The sequence below is a fragment of the Bradyrhizobium sp. USDA 4451 genome (assembly GCF_054822585.1).
Genome location: NZ_JBTRCH010000001.1, coordinates 529,847 through 548,684 on the forward strand (window position 1 = coordinate 529,847; position 18,838 = coordinate 548,684).

Consider the following 18,838-nt stretch of genomic DNA (forward strand, 5'->3'; position numbering starts at 1 on the left):
GGGAACGCGGGCGGGACTAACACGAGACCCCGCGCCGGAGACGCTATTCCAGGCCTCAAGTCTTTGTGAGATCGGCTTCGACGATCGCACGCAATTCCGGCGTGACCTGCGGGCGCTGCCCGAACCACAATTCGAAACCGCGCACCGCCTGGTGCAGCAGCATGCCGAGCCCGTCGGCGGTCTTGAGGCCGCGTGCCTGCGCCGCGGCCAGCAGCGGCGTCACCAGCGGCACATAGACAATATCAGAAACAACCGCGCCCTGGGGCAACGGCCCGACATCGATCTCGAGCGCGGGCTGGCCGTGCATGCCGAGCGACGTCGTGTTGACGAGCAGGCCTGAGCGCGGCAGCAGTCCGCCGACCTTGTCCCAGGTCGCGGGATGAACACGCGCGCCATATAGTTCTGCCATCGCGCGGGCGCGATCGATGCTGCGGTTGACCAGATGGACGCGCGCGATGCCGCGCTCGATCAGGCCGAACACCACCGCGCGCGACGCACCGCCGGCCCCTAACACCAGCGCGTCCTCGGTCTGGTCCCAGCCGGGCGCACAGGCGTCGAGATTGTTGATGAAGCCTTCGACATCGGTGTTGGTCGAGCGCAACTCGCCGTCGGCAAACCAAAGCGTGTTGGCGGCACCGACCGCGCGGGCGCGCTCGTCCGGCGCCGACAGTGCCAGCGCGTGTTCCTTATGCGGAATGGTGACGTTGGCACCGACGAAGCCGCGCAACGACAGGCGGAACAGGAAATCCTTGAAATCCTCCGGCGGCACCGCCTCGATCACGTAGCCGCCCTCGAGGCCGAGCGTGCGCAGCCAGTAATGATGGATCAGCGGCGAGCGGGAATGCGCCGCCGGCCAGCCGATCAGGCATGCGGCGCGGGTCTTGGTTGCGGAGGTCATGACCGTGACATCGGCCAAGGCGGGCGCGCTGTCAATCCGTCCGCTTCGCGGTTGCGGCAACCAGCGCGCTGAGGGCGAATGCAGTGCCCGCGGCAAACCAGATCGCACCGAGATTGATCCAGTGGTAGGCCAATGCGCCGGTGAGCGCGCCCGCGACCAGCGCCGCCCACAGCAGGACGTTCGGCAACCAGGCCAAGGGCGCGCCGCCGGTCAATGCGGCTGCGATGAGCTGACCGGCCTTGATCAACGCTCCGGTGACATAGGTCAGGCCGAGCCCGGCCCCGCCTTCGAGCTGGAACACCGCGTTCTCAAGCCCCATCGCCAGCACGATGGCCGCGACCGCAGCATTCGGCAGGCCGTAGGCATAGGCCAAGGCCGCTGCCGTCAGCAGCAGCCCCTCGCCGAACAGGATCACCGGCTGCCGATGCGCGATGCGGCTGAGCACGACGAGGCTGCCGGCCGCAGCCCCCGCGACGAACAGCACGATCAGCGCCAGCGCCTCCATCGCGTGCTGCCAATGCCCCTCGGCCAAGGTCACGCCGAGCCGCGTCGAGTTGCCGCTCATGAAGGAGACGAACAGCCCGCCGAGATGCAGATAGCCGATGCCGTCGACATAGCCGGCCAGCGCGCTGAGCGCACAGGCCAGCGCCAGGTTGCGGCGGGATTCAAGCATGGGGGCGGAAATCGCTGCCTTTGTTCAGAGCGACAATGTTCATGAAACCGATCGGCTTGGGAAGAGAAGGAAGAGAAGCCCCCCTCCCCGTCATTCCGGGGCGATGCGACAGCATCGAACCTCAGATGCGCAATTGCGCATCGGGGAATCTCGAGATTCCGGATTCGCTCGCTGACGCGAGCGCTCCGGAATGACGGTAACATCACGCCGCGTCGCGATGCGCGGCGATGATCTGGTCGGCGGCGCGGCCCGTCACCTCGGCCATGCGGTCGAACTGACGGGTGAAGGTGCCGGCGCCTGCGGTCGCCGAGCGCAGCTCGACGATGAGATCGCCGATCTCGGATTCCGGCATCGTGGCGCGAACGCAGTCCCAGCCGCTCCAGCCCTCGCGGGTATCGAAGCCGAGGATCTGGCCGCGGCGCGCCGACAGGATCGCGTTGATCTTGGCGGTCGCATCGGTCGGACAGACGATCTCGACCATGTGGATCGGCTCCAGCAGCACCGGCTGGCACTGCGGCAGCCCTTCGCTGACCCCGATCCGCGCCGCGGTGCGGAACGCGAGATCGGAGGAGTCGACGCTGTGATAGGAGCCGTCGGTCAGCGTGACGTCGACGTCGATCACCGGGAAGCCGAGCGGTCCCCGCGCCAGCGCGTCAACGACGCCCTCCTCCACCGCACCGATATAATTGCGCGGCACCGCGCCGCCGACCACCTTCTCGTGGAATTCGAAACCGCTTCCGCGCGGCTTCGGCTTGATGTCGAGCACGACGTCGCCGAACTGGCCGTGGCCGCCGGACTGCTTCTTATGCCGGCCGCGCTGGGTGATGGCTTTGCGGATGGTCTCCTGATAGCCGATCGCCGGCGGATGCGATTTGACGTTGACGCCGTAGCGGTCCTTCAGCCGCTCCTGCGCGACGCGCAGATGCATCTCGCCCTGTCCCCACAGCACGGTGTCGTGGGTGCGCGGGTTCTGGATCATGGTCAGCGAGGGATCCTCCTCATTCAGCCGCAGCAGCGCCTGACCGAGCTTGACGTCGTCCTTGCGGTCGATCGCGGCGATCGAGATCGACAGCACCGCCGCCGCCGGCTCGACCTTGACCAGCGACGCCGGCGCCGTCTTGCCGCTCGAGACCGTATCGCCGGTCTTGATCGCATCGAGCTTGCCGAGCGCTACCGTGTCGCCGGTCTCGGCCTGCGGCCGCTTGCTGTCATGCGCGCCGGAGACCGCGAGGATGCCGGAGACCCGCCCGCTCTCGCCGGATGAGGATTGCAACGTCGCACCGTCGTCGAGCCGGCCCGCCAGCACGCGCGCCAGCGACAGCTTGCCGCCGTGCTGCAAATGCACGGTCTTGAACACATAGGCCAGCGCGTCCTTCTGATCCTTGACGCCGAGCCGGCTGGCGGTCTCGGCGACGCCGGGCGCTTCGTGACGCAGCGCCTTCATCAAGCGAAGCACGCCGTTCTCGCGGCTCGCGGCACCCAGCAGCACCGGACAGATCAGCCCTTCGCGCAGTTCGCGGGCGAGATCGTCGAACACGGCATCGCGCGGCGGCTGGATATCCTCCAGCAGCTGCTCCATCAGCGCGTCGTCGTGATCGGCGAGCTTCTCCAGCATCGAGAAGCGGGCTTCCTTCTCGCGGTCGAGATTGCCGCCCTCGAGCGCCATCACCTCCGACGGCTTGTGCTCGCGATAGACGAAGGCGCGCTCCAGCGCGAGATCGACAAAGCCCTCGATCAGATCGCCGTTCCAGATCGGAATCTGGCGCAGCACCAGCGGCACGCGCGACGCCGGCTGCAGCGTCGCAAGCGTCTCGCGGACGCGCTTGTTGGCGCGATCGATCTTGTTCAGGAACAGGAAACGGGGAATTGCGAGCTCCTCGAGCTCGCGCAGTATGATCTGCAGCTGCGGCAGCTTCTTCTCGTCAGCCTCGCAGACCACGACTGCGGCATCGACGGCCGGCAACGCGGCACGCATGTCGTGCGCGAATTCGATCGAGCCGGGGCAATCGATAAAGGTGTAAGTGTCCCCCATGAAGCTGGTGGTGGCGGCGGTCAGGCCTACGCCCATCTTGTGTTGGCGCGCCTCGGGGCTGGCATCGCCGACGGAGGTTCCGGCATCGACGCTGCCGCATGACTTGATGGCGCCGGTGCGCGCCAGGATAGCTTCCAGAAGTGTGGTTTTACCGCTTTGGAAAGGGCCCACCAGCGCGATGCACCGTGGACCTCGGGGACTTCTGACGTCTTGTCCCATTGCCGCCTCCTCGTTTTGGAGCTCGGCCCATGATTGGGTCGGCGACCGTTCATGCTCTGCCTGCGTTTGACTTTTGGCAAGCGGGAAAACGTCGCTGCGGTGCGGCGTCGCGCAGGTTTGCGATGGCGGAGCGAAGCGACGAAGCGCCCGGGATCGTTGCCGAAGAAGTCCGAGGCTTCTTCGGCGGATTGCAGAACGGTGTGCGGGATCAGAGCGTGATCCGGAAAAGCGCCAAGCGGTTTTCCCGCGACAAACGCGGAACGCGTCTGTGCGGAGATCATGCTTGGACGGCTTTAGCGGCCCGGACGCAGCTCCAGGCTTTCGAGGCCCGCGGCGACGTTGACGCCGACCTGACCCTGCACGCTGAGCGGCTGCAGGGCGATGGTGTTGTCGGAGCCGCCGACCAGCACGTTGCCGCCGACGCCGACACCGAGCGTCGCGCTGCCCTGTGCGCCGGCGTAATTGCCCGAGAGCGCACCCGGTCCGAGCCGTTCCACCGGTGCGTAGACGCCCCAGGCCAATGCCGACTCCTGCGTGATGCCGAGATCGATGCCGACCTTGTGGATGGTCGCGATGTAGCGATCCTCAGGCATGCCGTTGGCGCGCAGCACGCAGCCGAGGTTGGTCACGGAACCGACGATGAAGCCGATGCTCGCGCCACCGCGGCATTCCAGGACACCGACCTGCACGCGCTGGCTCGGCTGTTGGGCGTTGACGCCAACGATTGCGGTAAGCGTGGCGATGGCGGCACCGGCGAGGAGAGTGAAGCGACGCATGTTGCGGGGTCTCCGGCTGAGAGGCATGACGCGAGCAGAGAACAGAACGGCGCCGTGTCTGCGGCGCCGTTCGCATCCTATGCCATAACATCGAATGGTCAGCCAGAATTTGCGGTGCCCGGCCACCGATTGTTGGGGGATGTTGCGGTGCTGCTATGTTCCACCGGGCCTGCCGCTCTGGCCGGGCAACGGACAGCAAACCACCGACAACAAAAAAGAGGCCCGCTTTGGCGGGCCTCCCTGATCGAACACCGGCCGACTTAGCGGTGGTGATGGTGACGGTGATGGCGATGATGACGGCGCGGACCGTAGGCAACCGGCTCGAGATCGATCCCGGCGATGCCCGCCGCAACGTTGAGGCCGGTCTGGCCCTGCACGCTGATCGGCTGCAGCGCGTAGGCGTTGTTCGGGCCGCCGAACAGGAAGTTACCGCCGGCGCCGAGGCCGACCGAGGCGTTGACGCCGACGCCGCCGTAGCTGCCGGCGAGCGCACCGCGCGGAAGCTGCGTGGTCGGGGCGCTGACGGCCCAGGCGAGCTGGGTGGTCGCGGTGACGCCGAGGTCGACGCCGATGCGCTTCACGGTCGCAACATAGGGCTCGGGGCGGCGGCCGCCGCTCTGGAACACGCACTCGAGGCGGGCAACAGAGCCGACGACGAAGCCGACGTTCTCGCCGCCCTGGCATTGCAGAACCCCGGCCTGAACCTGCTGAGGTGCCGCGTTGGCGGTGGCGAACTGCGCCAGCAACGCAAGCGCTGCAAGGGTGAGAGTCGAAAGTCGCATTATCTGTCTCCGCAAGGTGAACTGAACTGGAATTTGTGCGGCGGACACAATGCAAGGCTCGTGTCCAAAACAAGGCAGTTCGCAAAGCGGCCGTAAAAACTTCCCGCGTGTGGCATCGATGTTCGCACACACGCGCGTGAAGTGAGCAGCTTGTGATTTGACTCTGCGATTTTACCGGCAGGCGATTGAACGCCACAAACAAAAACGCTCCCGCATTCGGTGCGGGAGCGTTTCTTCTATTAACTCAGAAACAATTAACGCAGATTGCCGCAGAAGCGCTGGATGCGCTTGCAGGCATCCTCGAGATCCGAGGTCTTGGTGGCGTAGGAGATACGGAACGCCGGTCCGAGACCGAACGCCGATCCCTGCACCACGGCGACGCCTTCGCTCTCGAGCAGCTCGGTGACGAACGCCTCGTCATTGTCGATCACCTTGCCGGTCGGCGCGGTCTTGCCGATCGTGCCGGCGCAGGACGGATAGACGTAGAACGCGCCTTCCGGCCGCGGGCACTCGATGCCGCTCGCCTGGTTGAGCATCGACACCACGAGGTCGCGGCGCTCCTTGAACACCTTGTTGTTCGCGGCGATGAAGTCCTGCGGACCGTTCAGCGCCTCGACCGATGCCCATTGCGCGATCGACGACGGGTTCGAGGTCGACTGCGACTGGATCGTCGCCATCGCCTTGATCAGCTGCGCCGGGCCGCCGGCATAGCCGATGCGCCAGCCGGTCATGCAGTAGGCCTTCGACACGCCGTTCACGGTCAGCGTGCGGTCGTACAGGCTCGGCTCGACCTGCGCCGCGGTGGTGAAGACGAAGTCGTCATAGACGAGGTGCTCGTACATGTCGTCGGTCATCACCCAGACATGCGGATGCCTGACCAGCACGTCGGTCAGCGCCTTGAGCTCGCTCCTGGTGTAGGCCGAGCCGGTCGGGTTCGACGGCGAGCACAGGATCACCCACTTGGTCTTCGGCGTGATCGCCTTGTCGAGATCTTCCGGACGCAGCTTGAAGCCGGTCGAGGCCGGGCACACCACCGCGACCGGCTCGCCGCCGGCGAGCGCGACCATCTCGGGATAGCTGACCCAGTACGGCGCCGGGATGATCACCTCGTCGCCCGGATTGATGGTCGCCATCAGCGCGTTGTACAGCACCTGCTTGCCGCCGGTGCCGACGATGATCTGGTTCGGCTTGTAGCTCAGGCCGTTCTCGCGCGAGAACTTGTTGATGATGGCTTCCTTGAGCTCCGGAATGCCGCCGACATCGGTGTACTTGGTCTTGCCGGCCTCGATCGCGTGGATCGCAGCCAGCTTGATGTTGGCGGGCGTGTCGAAGTCCGGCTCGCCGGCGCCGAGGCCGATGACGTTGCGGCCCGCGGCTTTCAGCGCGCGTGCCTTGTCCGTGACCGCGATCGTCGCGGACGGCTTCACACGGTCGAGCGCAGCGGACAGGAAGGCCATTATCATCTCCTGGCAAACGTCGTGAGCGGTTGGGCCACGACTTGATTTGAATGGGATCGCGGCACCCTAGGCCGGTCGCCGCTGCACCGCAAGAAGCTTCGCGGTAAAGCACGAAAACTTTCACGCACGGCTCGCGACACGCGCAATATTGCGCAAGTTCCGGAGCCGAATGACTCATATCCGGCAAGCGCGGCGGTGGCCGCTAGCCCCTGTCGGCAAGGCCTCCGGCGGCGTGCACCGGTGCGGATTGCTCCGAGGACAATGTGCCGCGCGGCGCTTGCCCGACGGCGGCGACCGGCAGGCCATCAGGCGCAGCGGCCGGGCCGTCTCGCGATCGGAATGGCGCGTTAACGTTGGTGAATTTGCAGCGTGCCGGACCATAGCGTCGATCATGGCAATCGATCACGGCATCGACCGGCACCGTGCACACGTCGCGCAACCGTGATCTCCGGTGTTCGGCCGTGTTGATGGAATCGTTCTGCACGCGTGCAGTGCGGTAGAGGTTTCGACTTTTTCCACTCTCCAGGGCTTGCGACGCCCCCCTGTCGGCATCATTGTTTAGCGGCGTTGCGGTGTGACAGGCCGCGCAATCTCGAGCGTACCGTCTCCCTGATCCGAGTGAACACCAACGCAATGTACAAGCTCTATTCGATGCAGCGCTCCGGCAACAGCTACAAGGTCCGGCTGGCGCTTGCCGTGCTGAACACGCCGTACCAGGCAGTCGAGATCGACATCCTGCGCGGCGAGAGCCGCACCCCGGACTTCCTGGCCAAGAATCCGAGCGGCCAGGTGCCGCTGCTGGAGGTCGCCGACGGCCGCTATCTCGCCGAGTCCAACGCCATCCTCTGGTACGTTGCGATCGGCACGCCGCTGGCGCCGGAGTCGCGGATCGAGCGCGCCGAGGCGCTGCAATGGATGTTCTTCGAGCAGCATGCGCTGGAGCCGAATATCGGCGCCGCCTATTTCTGGCTCTCGCTGGTCAAGGGCGGCCGCGACCTGCAAACCCATTCGCTGGAGGACTGGATGGAGCGCGGCTATGCGGCGCTCCAGGTGATGGAGAACCACCTCAAGGGGCACACCTACTTCGCCGCCGAGCAGTTCACCGTCGCCGACATCGCCCTCTACGGCTACACCCATGTCGCCGACCGCTGCGACTTCGACCTGACGACTTTCCCCTCGATCCGCGCCTGGCTGAAACGGGTCGAGCAGACCCCCGGCTTCGTCTCGATGGATTGGCAGCCCGACGCCGCCGAACCGCAGGCTCGTCTTGTGGCAGGCCTCTGAACAACGGGGGTTGGAGAGCGGGAAGAACGGGGAAACTGCCTGAACAGCGGGCAAAACCATCCCTTTTGCCGTATTTTGGCCATTTTCGGGCGGCTCCGCCGCCGCAATGTTGCCGGTGACCGTCGGCAGATTCGCTCGGATGTCGCGAGTGATTCGCTCGCGGCCAGAGGGATTTAGACCATGACACGGTGGTCCGGCACGGCAGGCTTCCACGGCCGCCCTGCCCCGGTGGCATCGTCCCGGCTGACGAACGCGATCGCCGCGTCGCTCGCGCTTGGCGCGCTGACGCTGTGCCTGGTCGTCGCGGTGACGGTGCTGTCGAGCAACCTGAGCATGGCAATAGCGATCCCGGCGTAATCAGACAATTCCAGTTGGCACCTTAATCCGCGGCAAGGCGCGGGACGGACAGCGGCGCGACCATGATGAAGACCCCAGTCGGACTTGTGACCGTGACGCTGTCGGCGGCGATCCTGCTGGCCGCGTCGCTCCTGATCGTGACCGGCACCCAGGGCGAAGACCGCGCCCACCCCGCGCCGGTGACGGCCCCCGCCGCCAAGCCGGCTCCGCATCGCTAGCGCAGCGGCACTAGCTCCATTTGTGGAAGATGAAGAACGCGCCGGCGGCGATGAAGGCAAATCCGAGCGCGTGATTCCAGCCCAGCGGCTCCTTCAGGTATAGCACCGAGAAGGCGGCGAACACGACCAGCGTGATCACCTCCTGCATCGTCTTGAGCTGCGCCGCCGAGTAGACCGCGCTGCCCCAGCGATTGGCCGGCACCGCAAGCCAGTATTCGAAGAAGGCGATGCCCCAGCTCACCAGGATGACCAGGGGAAGCGAATGATCCTTGAACTTGAGATGGCCGTACCAGGCGAAGGTCATGAAGACGTTCGAGGCGAACAACATCAGGATCGGCAGCAGCGACGGCGAAATGGCGGGCATCGATGTCCTCTTGAAAGCAAAGCAGGCGCCAACCCGCAGGCCCGGAACCGGGTTCCATGGCGATCTGCATAGCATTTGATTTGAAAGCAGCGAAAGCTGGTTCAGCCCGCGCAAGATGCGCTTAACGGTCGAGACCGAAATGCCGGCGCCGTTGCGGCGCTGTCGTCAAACTGACGCTTTATCGTTTGTTCGACAGATAGCGAGAACGCGCATGCGGTTCGACTGGCGTGCCATTTCAGGTCCGGCCCTGACGGCGATCGCGGCGCTTGCCGCCTTCCTGATCGATCGCCTGATCGTCACCGTCCCCAATCCGGCGCCGCTGTTCGTCTGCATCGTGGCGCTGGCGAGCTCGATCAGCGGCATCACGTCCGGGCTGATTTCCGCTGCGATCGCGGTGGCCGGCTCGGCACTGTTCTTCCTCGATCATCGCGCGCTGCCCGGCTACGACACCGCCGACGTCGCGCGAATGCTGCTGCTGGCGGCGACCGCGGCTGGCACCGCCGTGATCACCGGCATGCTGCGGCAGAAATGGATCCACGCCTTCGCCGCCGACCGGCAGCATCACGCCACGTCAGAGCGGCTCGCCGCCGCGCTCGACCAGGTCGACATCGGCATCGTGCTGCTCGACGCCGACACCCGCGCCGAATTCATCAACCGCGCCTTCCGCGATTACTTCGCGCTATCGGATGCGCAGGCCGAGAGCAAGCCGCCCTTCGTCGCGCTGATGTATCATGGCCGCGACACCGGCGCCTATGAACTGCCCGAAGACGAGCTCAGCGCGTTCATCACCGAGCGCATCGCGATGATGCGTTCAGGCGATTCCACGCCGATCAACCTCAATCTCGCCGACGGCCGGGTGCTGCGCTTCAGCTGCACCGCGCTGCCCGACGGCGGCCGCATGCTGAGCTATACCCCGGTGACCGACCTGGTGCGGCACACCGACGATCCGGCAAGGGTCGATGAATATCGGGCGCAGCGCGCCGGGCCCGAGCGGCATCCGGCGCGATTGCTGCGCGCCGCGAAGTGAGGCGCGACCTCCACAATTGATCCCGCGGGATAGCGACGCTAGAAGCTTGCGAGCGATGCACACGCATCGTGCAATGCGGGATCATCCAACCCATGTCCGACGACGTCACCATCCGCTTCGTCACATCAGACGATTACGCCCAGTGGCTTCCTTTGTGGGACGGCTACAACGCCTTCTACGAACGGTCCGGACCGACCGCGCTCGCGCCCGAGATCACCGCGATGACGTGGCAGCGCTTCTTCGATGCCTACGAGCCGGTGCATGCGCTGGTCGCCGACGCCGGCGGCACGCTGCTCGGCTTGACGCACTATCTGTTTCATCGCTCGACCACGGCGATCGCGCCGATCTGCTATCTGCAGGATCTCTTCACCAGCGAGGCCGCGCGCGGCAGGGGCGTCGGCCGCGCCTTGATCAACGGCGTCTACGCGCAGGCCAAGCTCGCGGGATCACCGCGCGTCTACTGGCAGACGCACGAGACCAACCGCACCGCAATGCAGCTTTATGACAAGGTCGCGGACAGACCCGGCTTCGTGATCTATCGCAAGATTCTCTGAGCGCGCATGCGCGGCCTGTGGATCGAATAAAGATGTCACCGGCACGTTACAAAGCCCGGCTAGGCTTCGCCCTGCGTAAGATCAGGCCCCCCGTCTCAGATCTTCGCCCCGAGCGGTCCCCGTCAGTCGCCGCGTCTGACCGGGACCGCTTTTTTTACCGCACTGCTTTCGCGACATTCCGTTTGTGACACTGCCTGCGCGGCAGGACGGCACCTTGCTGGCGCTTGTTCTTATGATAGTGCGCAGCATCCTTGCCTGCCCCACATACCTTCGTCATTCCGGGATGCGCCGAAGGCGCAGGCCCGGAATCCATTTCACCGCCTGCGCTGCGGCCCGATGGATTCCGGGCTCGCGACTTCGTCGCGCCCCGGAATGACGGTAGAGCGAGATCTAAACCACCAGCCCCTTCATCGGCTTCACCGGGGCGCTGTCCGGAAACACCGCATCGGCCAGCACGCGCTCGCCGAGGCCGAACTGATCGTGCAGCAGGCCCTTGATCACGGCGCGGAGGTCGGTGGTCGGGGCGAGGTCGCGGGCCTGGTAGAGATTGGCGGGCTTCAGCCCGGGCCAGTCGGTGATCATGCGGCCGCCGTTCACCGCGCCGCCGGCGAGCAGCGCGATTGTGCCGGTGCCGTGGTCGGTACCCTCGGTGCCGTTGATGCGCGCGGTGCGGCCGAACTCGGTGGCGACCACGATCACGGTGTCGCGCCAGCGCGCGCCGAGGCCGCTCTGGAATTCCGCCAGCGCACCGTCGAGGCCGCCGAGCAATTGCGCGAGCCGGCCGACCGGCCCGCCCTCATTGGCATGGGTATCCCAGCCGTCGAAGGCGAGCGCGCCGATCCGCGGGCCGTCATCGGCTGCCATCAATTTCGCGGCGCCGCGCGCCACCAGCCGCATCGCCGCTGCACCGCCGCCACCGGGCTTCGGCTTCATCTCGTCGCCCTGCGCCTGTTTCTCGAGCTGCAAGCCCTGCGTCAAAGCACTCGCCAGCATCGGATCGCGGTGCTGATAGAGATCGAGCAGCCGCATCGCGGTGTCGTCGGCGGCCTGCGGCAGCGCGGTCGGCGCCCAGCCGACGGTCGGCGCCGCGCCGCGTAGCACCAAAGGCGTGGTCGGGCCGACCGCGAGTGCGCTGGTCACCCGCTCGCCCTTCGGAAGCGCCTCCAGCGCGCGGTTGAGCCAGCCGGACTGCACCCGACCGGGACCGGGGAAGCCGCTCTCCAGCACATCCTGGCCGTCGAAATGCGAGCGATCGCGATACGAGGTCGCCACCGCATGCACCACCGCGGCCTGCTTGGCGCGATACATCTTTGCAAACTCCGGCATCGCCGGATGCAGGCCGAAGAACGGATCGAGCATCACCGCCGCATTCGCCCCATCGGACCGCAGCGCGATCGCGCCATGCAGGCCGGCATAATCGGGATCGCCGACCGGCGCCACGGTGGCAAGGCCATCGAGTGCGCCGCGCAGGATGATGGTGACGAAACGCGGATCACGGCCATCGGCGGCGCGGGCGAATTTCGGCAAATAGGCCCAGGCGGCAAACGAGGCGCCGCCGAGCAGCAGCGCGCGACGCGACGTCGCCTGCATCATCAGGCTCTCGGAGCAATCCATCGTCATCTCCTCTGGAATTCCGGCGACATCAGCAGCAGCGCCAGCGCCTGTTGCCGCGATTCCGCGCGCTCGATGGTGCGTCGCGTCTCCGCCGACGCGGCGTCGGCAGCCACGAGTTCAAGCAGGTCGCGCGGATCGAACTTGTCGGCGAGCTGGGACGCCATTTGCGCCGAGATGTCGAGCCTGAGCTTGAGGCCTTCAGGCGCCGCCCAGGCCGCGCTGGTATCCGGAAAGCCGTTCGGTCCGGCCGGCGACCACAGCGGCTGGCCGAGCACGTTGAGGCCATTGAGGTAGCGCCCCGGATCCTCCGGATTGCGCGCCAGCAGGCGGCCGGAGGCAACCAGAAATTCGTAAGGCGAGCGCATCTTGGTCGGCGGCGCCTGCCAGGCCCCGTTGGACTGGACCAGCGTCGTGGCCAGCGCCCTGAGATCGCCGTCGGTTTTGGTGAAGCTGTCCTGCAGCTTCGCCACCAGCGCCGGCGGCGGATCGTCGGCGACGAAATGACGGGCGAATTTGGTCGCGATGAATTTCGCGGTGGAGGGATGCCGCGCGATGTCGGACAGCACCGCCTCGCCCTGCGCCACACCGACCTGCGCGTAGGTCTTGCCCAGCACCTGCTGCGGACCGGGCTGGTGCGCATTGGCGTTGAACACGAAACTGCCGGGCGTGCCGAGCTGGCCCTGGCGGCCGGCAAAGGTCCAGCCGGTGATGACGCGCGCCAGCGCCGTCACGTCGTCCTGGCTGTAGCCGCCGCCGACGCCGAGCGTATGCAGCTCCATGATCTCGCGCGCGAGGTTCTCGTTCAGGCCGCGGTGGCGGTTGATGCCGGCGCGCGACTCCGGCCCGAGCGATTGCTGGTTGTCGAGGAAGAACAGCATCGCCGGATGCTGCTCGACGCTCTTCAGCATGTCCGCGAAACGACCGAGCACATGAGGGCGGATCGCCTCGCGCTCGAACGAGCCGGCCCACATCCGCGCCAGCGCGCCCTTGTTGGCGGAGATGCAGAAATGGTTGGACCAGAACACCACGAGCCGCTCGACGAAGCCGCAGTCGGCGACCACGCCGCGCTGCAGCCGCGCCAGCGCCTCGGCGCGGAACGTCTTCTGGATGATGTTGGGCGGCTCCGCCGGCGGCTTGGGCGGATTGGCCACCGTCTGCATCGTCGAAGGCTGCATCGCGGCGGACGGCATCATCGCCGCATTGGCATTGTCGACCGCCTGCGGATCCTTGCCGGCGATCTCCTTGGCCGCCGTCGAGAGCGACAGATTGCGCCGCTGCGGCGGCGTGGCATCGGACCCTTGCGGCGGTGTCTCGCTCGCGCCCTGCTGCGCGACCTTCGCGGCGTTGCGCGCCTGCTGGATCTCGAACTGATAGTCGAACACCTGCCGGCCGAGCTCTGGCGTCGAGAGCAGGCCCGGCACTTCGAGCAGCGCGCCATTCGGGCGCGCCAGTTCCGCCAGCACGAAACCGCGCGGATCGGAGGCTGCGTTGATGAAGTCGCCGGCCGCCCCGCCGCGGGCACCAAATCCAAACCGATTGAGCGCAGTCAGCGCGGCTTGCGAATCACGGGCCATCAGATTTCCTTTGGCGGCCTATTCCGGCTATACCTGTTGCAGAGCATGATAGCGCGGATCAGGATGAACCCGAGATTAATTCGCGCATTAAATCGCGGTTAGAATGGACCTCTCTTCACGTGATCGTTCCGAACGAGCATCACCGCGCCGGCTGGCCTGCACGGCGTGCGGCAGCGAATTTTCCTGCTCGCCGACAGGACCGTGCTGGTGTTCCGACGAGAGCTTCCGGCTGCCGATGCCGACCGACGGCAGCGACTGCCTGTGCCCGTCATGCCTGCGCAAGCTCGCGGACCAACAAGCTGCGGTGAGCGGCACGTGAACGCACCCTGGACCGTCGACGCCATCCTGCTCGACATGGACGGCACGCTGCTCGACACCGAGAAGGTTTACTTCGACAGCCTGGTCGCGGCGCTGAACGCGTGCGGCTACACCGATGATGTCGTCGCGCTGTGCCATTCGATGGTCGGCCTTCCCGGCCCCGTCTGCGAGGCGATGCTGCTTGACCGCTATGGCGCGGCGTTTCCGCTCGCCGAGGTCAACCGCACCTTTGTTGTCACCCGCGATCGCATGTTCGATGCCGGCCTGCCGCTCAAGCCCGGAACGATCGAGCTGCTCGACGGCCTCGCCGACCGCCAGACCGCAATCGTAACCTCGTCATCCCGCCGCACGGCCGAACGCCATCTCACGCTCGCCGGAATCCGCGACCGCTTCGACACGCTGCTGACGCTCGACGACGTGACCCGCGGCAAGCCGGATCCCGAGCTCTATCTGAAGGCTGCCGCGCGGCTCGGCGTCACGCCCATGGCCTGCATTGCGGTGGAGGATTCCAATCACGGCGTCGCCGCCGCGCACGCCGCCGGCGCGATCACACTGATGGTGCCTGACATGGCGCCGCCGACGGAAGAGACCCGCGCCAAATGCGCGGCTGTGCTGCCGGACCTGAATGCGGTGCTGGCGCTGCTACAGGAGCGTGGCGCGCTTTAGCCGTCATTGCGAGCGTGGTCGGCGGGTCCTGCAAATAGCAGCAGATTGCCGTCCGGATCCTTGACGATGAAGCCCCTCGCCCCCCAGGGCTCGCGCCGTAAGGTCTGAAAGAAGCTCACGCCAGCCGCCTGATACTCCAGGAACAGTGCCTTGATCGCTTCCGCGCTTGCGACCGTCAGAGATGCCGTCAGAAGCTGTTCGCGGTCGCGCAACGCTCCATCGATCAACGGCGTCGCAACACAGCGCAAATTGAGCCTTGCCGCATCGCGCGTGACCTGTGCGTAGAACGGCGGCTCGCCATAGGTAAAAACGACACCAAAACCGAGTTTGCTGGTGAAGAAGTCGCAAGCGGCCTTGATGTCGGTGACGAACAGCTGCGGTTCGGCGGCGGTGATGATGGGCTTGGTCGTGGCTTGCTTTGCATGTTCAGGCATAGTCGAGAGTCCTGTTTTGAGCGCCTGCCAACTCTCGAACCCATGATGCCGTGCGACCAATTCCTGCGCATCGCCCAGCTTGAAGCTGTACGCGAGAATGTCGGAGTCGGTCATCTGGCTGAAACGGGGCAAGCCGGACCTGATCTGGGCCGCGACCGGATAATAGCGGTCGCGGTGTCGACGCAGGATCGACTTGGCCTGTTTGCGGAGGTTTTCGAGATCGGGCATGGGCGCAGCTACGGTTTACGTCGCGTAGGTGGGCATTGCCCCTTCGGCCGAACGCCGATGCGCCCTACATGCAGCAGCGCGAGGATGCCGCGACGAGGCGACGCTGTCAACCGCGCCGCTTGCTACCACGGCCGGACAGCGCCATCTCGATCAGCGTGCGCGCGGCTCCGCCAGCGGTCTCCATGTAGCTGGCGTCGCGATGCAGCAGCACCGCGGCGAATGATCCGTCCAGCAACAGGATCTGCCGAGCCAGCTTCAGCGGATGGGCGATCCCCCTGCTCGGCGAAGGTCGCGCGCGGCCAGTCCTCGGACTTCTTCTTGTGCGCGGCGCGCCGATTTAGATCGCGGGATGGTCGGGCATGTTGGCGAGTTCGGCGGAGGTGCGCAGCGTGCCGAATCGGATCGCGCTTTTGCGCAGATCGGTGGGCTAACCCAGCATACGAAGCATCGCGAACCCGCTCAGGTCGTCCGCACCTTCGATGACTTCGCGGTCTTTGCGCGTTTGATCGCGGCGCGATTGTCGTGCGCTGCGTGGCGGCTGCGCGGCTTCGCGTCCCGCGCCGCCTGCCGCGTTTTGTCGCCACCGCGGTGAGCGGCATATTCCTTGCCGTCGATCGGCGCCAGATGAGGCGGGTCGAAATCGAGATAGGGCCGTGCGACGCCAAACTCCTTGCCGTGCGCGTCAACCCATTTCCAAAGCCTTTCCGACGATTTCCAGCGGTCGTCGCGAGTCGCGCCGTCGATGCTGACGATGTCGGCCGCGAGCCCATGGCCGTAGCCGCCACGGAAGCTGCCGCCGTGATACGACTTGGTGCTGGCCGCCTTCAGCCCGCTCGCAATCGACTGGCGGTAGTCGTCGCGGAAGGCGCTGGTGATGCCGGGCGACAGTCCGGCCTGTTCCGCCGCCAGCAGCGCACGAAAGAGCTTCAGCTTGAAGCTGCGATCGACGCCTCCCATGACGTAGTCCATCATCGGCATGCCGGCTCTTTCGGCCGCCTTGGCGTCCTTCCAGGCGAAATCCTCATCGACGAGCTTGGTGAAGGTCCTGGTGACCGTCACCATTTTCTTCTTTCTCTTGACCGTCACCTGCCTCTGCTCAGGCACCTTGATGGTGTCTTCCTTGGGCGTCCTTTGATAGAGCGCCCACAGATAGCGATCGACGCAGGCATTGACGTCCCAGCACTCGTCGAGGATTTCGACGGAGTCCACCGCGGGCTTGACCACGCGCGGCTTCGGATCCGGCGCGTTCGCTGCCGGCGCTTGCAGCGGTTGAATGTCCGGCGGCAGCGCCGGATCGGTCAATGCGGCCCTCGACGACAGGCTCCGTCTCGCGCGCGGTCGGCGCGGCATGGGCAGTCGCCACCGCTTCCTGTTCATTCATGGTCGGTGCACGAGGGCCGTCGACAGCTGCGTTCGACGTGGCAGTCGCCGGCGATGTCGCCGATACGGCATCGGCGATAACAGTGGGTGCGCGGGACCCATCAATCGATGCACCGGCAACTGACGCATCGGCGACTGGCGCATCGGCGACCGATGCACCGATTTTCTCGATACCAGCCGAACCGAACGCCGCAAACCACGAGACAATGCAGCCCGACAGAACGACCGTGCCGCCCAATGTCGCCGCCCGCACCCGCCGCGAGTTCATCATCCCAGCCTCCACGGCTCCTCGGGAGCCAGATTGCAAGCATGTGACGATGCGATCATCGGCTACGGGAGTGGTCGCGCAATGGCGAAAGAAGGTTAACGACCCATCTTTCCGAACGATGTTGCCCGAATGCAACTCGCGCCCTAGCCCCGTTTTTGTCCCTTCTTCTTGAGCGCTAGCTCGATCAGCGTCCGCGCGGCTTCGCCCGCGGTCTCCATGTAGCTGGCGTCGCGATGCAGCAGCACCACGGCGAATGATCCGTCCAGCAGCAGCAGGATCTGCCGCGCCAGCTTAAGCGGATCGGCGATCCCTTCGTCGGCGAAGGTCGCACGCAGCCAGTCCTCGAACTTCTTCTTGTGCGCGGCGCCGATTTTGATCGCGGGATGGCCGGGCATGTTGGCGAGCTCGGCCGAGGTGCGCAGGAAGCCGCAGCCCTTCCATTTCGGATGCCGCGCCGAGCGCGCGAGGTTCTTGAAGATGACCTCGACTTTCGCAGGCAGGCCGCCCCCGGCCTCCGCGAACCATTTCCGGAACAGCGCAAGATTGGGCTGATCGCGCGCGGCGAGATAGGCGGCGACCAGATCGTCCTTGCTCTTGAAGTGATAATACAGCGTGCGCTTGGTGAGGCCGGCCTTGGCGGCGACCTCGTCGACGCTGACGCGGCGGATGCCTTCGCTGTAGAACAGCGAATTCGCCGCCTGGACAATGCGCTCGCGGGTCGGTTCGGAGGCTCTGAGCATGCAGTCGTATGTATACTAACCAGTGAATATACTCAAATTGCGGAAGCCTCTAGGTTCGGCTGCGCGAAACGCCCATGCCGGAGACTGCACCATGTCCGAACCCATCCTGCTCGAGATCACCGACGGGATCGCCTGATCACGTTGAATCGTCCCGAACAGCTCAACGCGCTGAACTACGCGCTGATCGACCAGCTGATGGCGGCGCTCGGCCGCATCGAGGGCGATGCGAGCGTGCGCGCCGTGATTCTGACCGGCGCCGGCGAGCGCGCCTTCTCGGCGGGCGCCGACATCAAGGAATTCTCGGACAGCGTCAAGCAGGGCGCCGCCGTCGCGGTGCGCGACTTCGTTCGCCGCGGACAAGCCATGACCGCGCGGCTCGAGGCGTTCAAGAAGCCCGTGATCGCCGCGGTCAACGGGATCGCCTTCGGCGGCGGTTGCGAGATCACCGAAGCCGTGCATCTCGCCGTCGCCAGCGACCGCGCGCTGTTTGCAAAGCCCGAGATCAAGCTCGGCATGCCGCCGACCTTCGGCGGCACGCAGCGGCTGCCGCGGCTGGCCGGACGCAAGCGAGCCCTTGAGTTGCTGCTGGCGGGCGATCCGTTCCCGCCCGAGCACGCGCGCGAGATCGGGCTGGTCAACCGGATCGTGCCGCACGATCAATTGCTGACCGCCGCGCGCGAGCTCGCCGGCCGCATCACCAGGCATTCGCCCGGCTCGGTCGCCGGCACCATCACCGCGGTGACGCGCGGGCTCAACATGCCGATCGCCGAAGGCCTGCTGGTCGAAAGCGAACAGTTCGCCGCACTGGTGCCGAGCCGCGATCTCGCCGAAGGGCTCACGGCGTGGAAGGAGCGGCGCCCGGCGAAGTATGCCGAGGCATAGAGCACCAACGCTACCACGTCATTGCGAGGAGCGAAGCGACGAAGCAATCCATTGCTCAGCACGCGCGGACAGATGGATTGCTTCGCTTCGCTC

The 18,838-nt window shown here is 65.9% G+C and carries 18 protein-coding genes and 2 pseudogenes; 7 read left to right on the forward strand and 13 right to left on the reverse strand.

From position 1 onward, the window contains the following. Nucleotides 1–55 precede the first annotated feature (55 nt). From ACVMB0_RS02300 to ACVMB0_RS02325, 6 genes are all read right to left on the reverse strand, one after another. Nucleotides 56–898, reverse strand: coding sequence for a shikimate dehydrogenase (locus ACVMB0_RS02300; protein WP_461345190.1), 843 nt, complete (start codon nucleotides 896–898; stop codon nucleotides 56–58). Nucleotides 899–929: 31 nt separating this feature from the next. Further along, entirely contained in the window at nucleotides 930–1,571 is a 642-nt protein-coding gene (locus ACVMB0_RS02305; RefSeq protein ID WP_461345191.1) for a YoaK family protein, read from the reverse strand. A gap of 202 nt (nucleotides 1,572–1,773) precedes the next feature. After that, nucleotides 1,774–3,822, reverse strand: a complete 2,049-nt coding sequence (locus ACVMB0_RS02310) for an elongation factor G (protein ID WP_456752405.1) — start codon at nucleotides 3,820–3,822, stop codon at nucleotides 1,774–1,776. Between the two features lie 293 nt (nucleotides 3,823–4,115). After that, a complete protein-coding gene (locus ACVMB0_RS02315; RefSeq protein ID WP_456752404.1) occupies nucleotides 4,116–4,598 on the reverse strand; it encodes a DUF992 domain-containing protein in 483 nt (160 codons plus the stop codon). 260 nt (nucleotides 4,599–4,858) lie between these two features. Then, the gene (locus ACVMB0_RS02320; protein WP_461345192.1) at nucleotides 4,859–5,380 is read right to left on the reverse strand and encodes a DUF992 domain-containing protein; all 522 of its coding nucleotides are present in this window, start codon (nucleotides 5,378–5,380) and stop codon (nucleotides 4,859–4,861) included. Between the two features lie 254 nt (nucleotides 5,381–5,634). Further along, nucleotides 5,635–6,837, reverse strand: coding sequence for a pyridoxal phosphate-dependent aminotransferase (locus ACVMB0_RS02325; RefSeq protein ID WP_461345193.1), 1,203 nt, complete (start codon nucleotides 6,835–6,837; stop codon nucleotides 5,635–5,637). Between the two features lie 633 nt (nucleotides 6,838–7,470). Here ACVMB0_RS02325 and ACVMB0_RS02330 point away from each other — a divergent pair. From ACVMB0_RS02330 to ACVMB0_RS02340, 3 genes are all read left to right on the forward strand, one after another. Continuing rightward, on the forward strand, nucleotides 7,471–8,121 hold the full coding sequence (locus tag ACVMB0_RS02330) for a glutathione S-transferase family protein (RefSeq protein ID WP_456756418.1): 651 nt from the start codon (nucleotides 7,471–7,473) through the stop codon (nucleotides 8,119–8,121). A gap of 180 nt (nucleotides 8,122–8,301) precedes the next feature. Further along, complete coding sequence (locus ACVMB0_RS02335) at nucleotides 8,302–8,478, forward strand: hypothetical protein (RefSeq protein ID WP_456752401.1); 177 nt, start codon at nucleotides 8,302–8,304, stop codon at nucleotides 8,476–8,478. Nucleotides 8,479–8,540: 62 nt separating this feature from the next. Next, the gene (locus ACVMB0_RS02340) at nucleotides 8,541–8,696 is read left to right on the forward strand and encodes a hypothetical protein (RefSeq protein ID WP_456752400.1); all 156 of its coding nucleotides are present in this window, start codon (nucleotides 8,541–8,543) and stop codon (nucleotides 8,694–8,696) included. A gap of 10 nt (nucleotides 8,697–8,706) precedes the next feature. On the opposite strand, the gene ACVMB0_RS02345 is transcribed toward ACVMB0_RS02340, so the two are convergent. Next, on the reverse strand, nucleotides 8,707–9,060 hold the full coding sequence (locus tag ACVMB0_RS02345) for a DMT family protein (protein ID WP_456752399.1): 354 nt from the start codon (nucleotides 9,058–9,060) through the stop codon (nucleotides 8,707–8,709). 211 nt (nucleotides 9,061–9,271) lie between these two features. Here ACVMB0_RS02345 and ACVMB0_RS02350 point away from each other — a divergent pair, with 211 nt between their 5' ends. Next, complete coding sequence (locus ACVMB0_RS02350) at nucleotides 9,272–10,087, forward strand: PAS domain-containing protein (protein ID WP_461345194.1); 816 nt, start codon at nucleotides 9,272–9,274, stop codon at nucleotides 10,085–10,087. Between the two features lie 92 nt (nucleotides 10,088–10,179). After that, nucleotides 10,180–10,641 (forward strand): GNAT family N-acetyltransferase, encoded by a 462-nt coding sequence (locus ACVMB0_RS02355; protein WP_461345195.1) that lies wholly within the window; start codon nucleotides 10,180–10,182, stop codon nucleotides 10,639–10,641. 390 nt (nucleotides 10,642–11,031) lie between these two features. Here the strand turns inward: ACVMB0_RS02355 and ACVMB0_RS02360 are convergent, their stop codons facing one another. Both ACVMB0_RS02360 and ACVMB0_RS02365 read right to left on the reverse strand, forming a co-directional pair. Then, entirely contained in the window at nucleotides 11,032–12,261 is a 1,230-nt protein-coding gene (locus ACVMB0_RS02360; RefSeq protein WP_461345196.1) for a DUF1501 domain-containing protein, read from the reverse strand. Then, the gene (locus ACVMB0_RS02365; RefSeq protein WP_461345197.1) at nucleotides 12,258–13,829 is read right to left on the reverse strand and encodes a DUF1800 domain-containing protein; all 1,572 of its coding nucleotides are present in this window, start codon (nucleotides 13,827–13,829) and stop codon (nucleotides 12,258–12,260) included. Before ACVMB0_RS02365 ends, ACVMB0_RS02360 begins: the two co-directional genes overlap by 4 nt. 315 nt (nucleotides 13,830–14,144) lie before the next feature. Between ACVMB0_RS02365 and ACVMB0_RS02370 the strand changes: the two genes are divergently transcribed. Then, nucleotides 14,145–14,813, forward strand: coding sequence for an HAD family hydrolase (locus ACVMB0_RS02370; protein ID WP_461345198.1), 669 nt, complete (start codon nucleotides 14,145–14,147; stop codon nucleotides 14,811–14,813). On the opposite strand, the gene ACVMB0_RS02375 is transcribed toward ACVMB0_RS02370, so the two are convergent. The 4 genes and pseudogenes from ACVMB0_RS02375 to ACVMB0_RS02390 form a co-directional block, all read right to left on the reverse strand. Then, on the reverse strand, nucleotides 14,810–15,475 hold the full coding sequence (locus tag ACVMB0_RS02375; RefSeq protein ID WP_461345199.1) for a VOC family protein: 666 nt from the start codon (nucleotides 15,473–15,475) through the stop codon (nucleotides 14,810–14,812). The genes ACVMB0_RS02370 and ACVMB0_RS02375 overlap by 4 nt on opposite strands. Before the next feature lie 106 nt (nucleotides 15,476–15,581). Beyond that, a pseudogene (locus ACVMB0_RS02380) lies at nucleotides 15,582–15,869 on the reverse strand (TetR/AcrR family transcriptional regulator); the annotation flags it as partial. A 65-nt stretch (nucleotides 15,870–15,934) separates the two neighbouring features. Further along, the gene (locus ACVMB0_RS02385) at nucleotides 15,935–16,777 is read right to left on the reverse strand and encodes a hypothetical protein (RefSeq protein ID WP_461345200.1); all 843 of its coding nucleotides are present in this window, start codon (nucleotides 16,775–16,777) and stop codon (nucleotides 15,935–15,937) included. A gap of 489 nt (nucleotides 16,778–17,266) precedes the next feature. Next, complete coding sequence (locus ACVMB0_RS02390) at nucleotides 17,267–17,863, reverse strand: TetR/AcrR family transcriptional regulator (RefSeq protein WP_461345201.1); 597 nt, start codon at nucleotides 17,861–17,863, stop codon at nucleotides 17,267–17,269. A 91-nt stretch (nucleotides 17,864–17,954) separates the two neighbouring features. Between ACVMB0_RS02390 and ACVMB0_RS02395 the strand changes: the two are divergent. Continuing rightward, nucleotides 17,955–18,745, forward strand: a pseudogene (locus ACVMB0_RS02395) (crotonase/enoyl-CoA hydratase family protein). Nucleotides 18,746–18,838 lie beyond the last annotated feature (93 nt).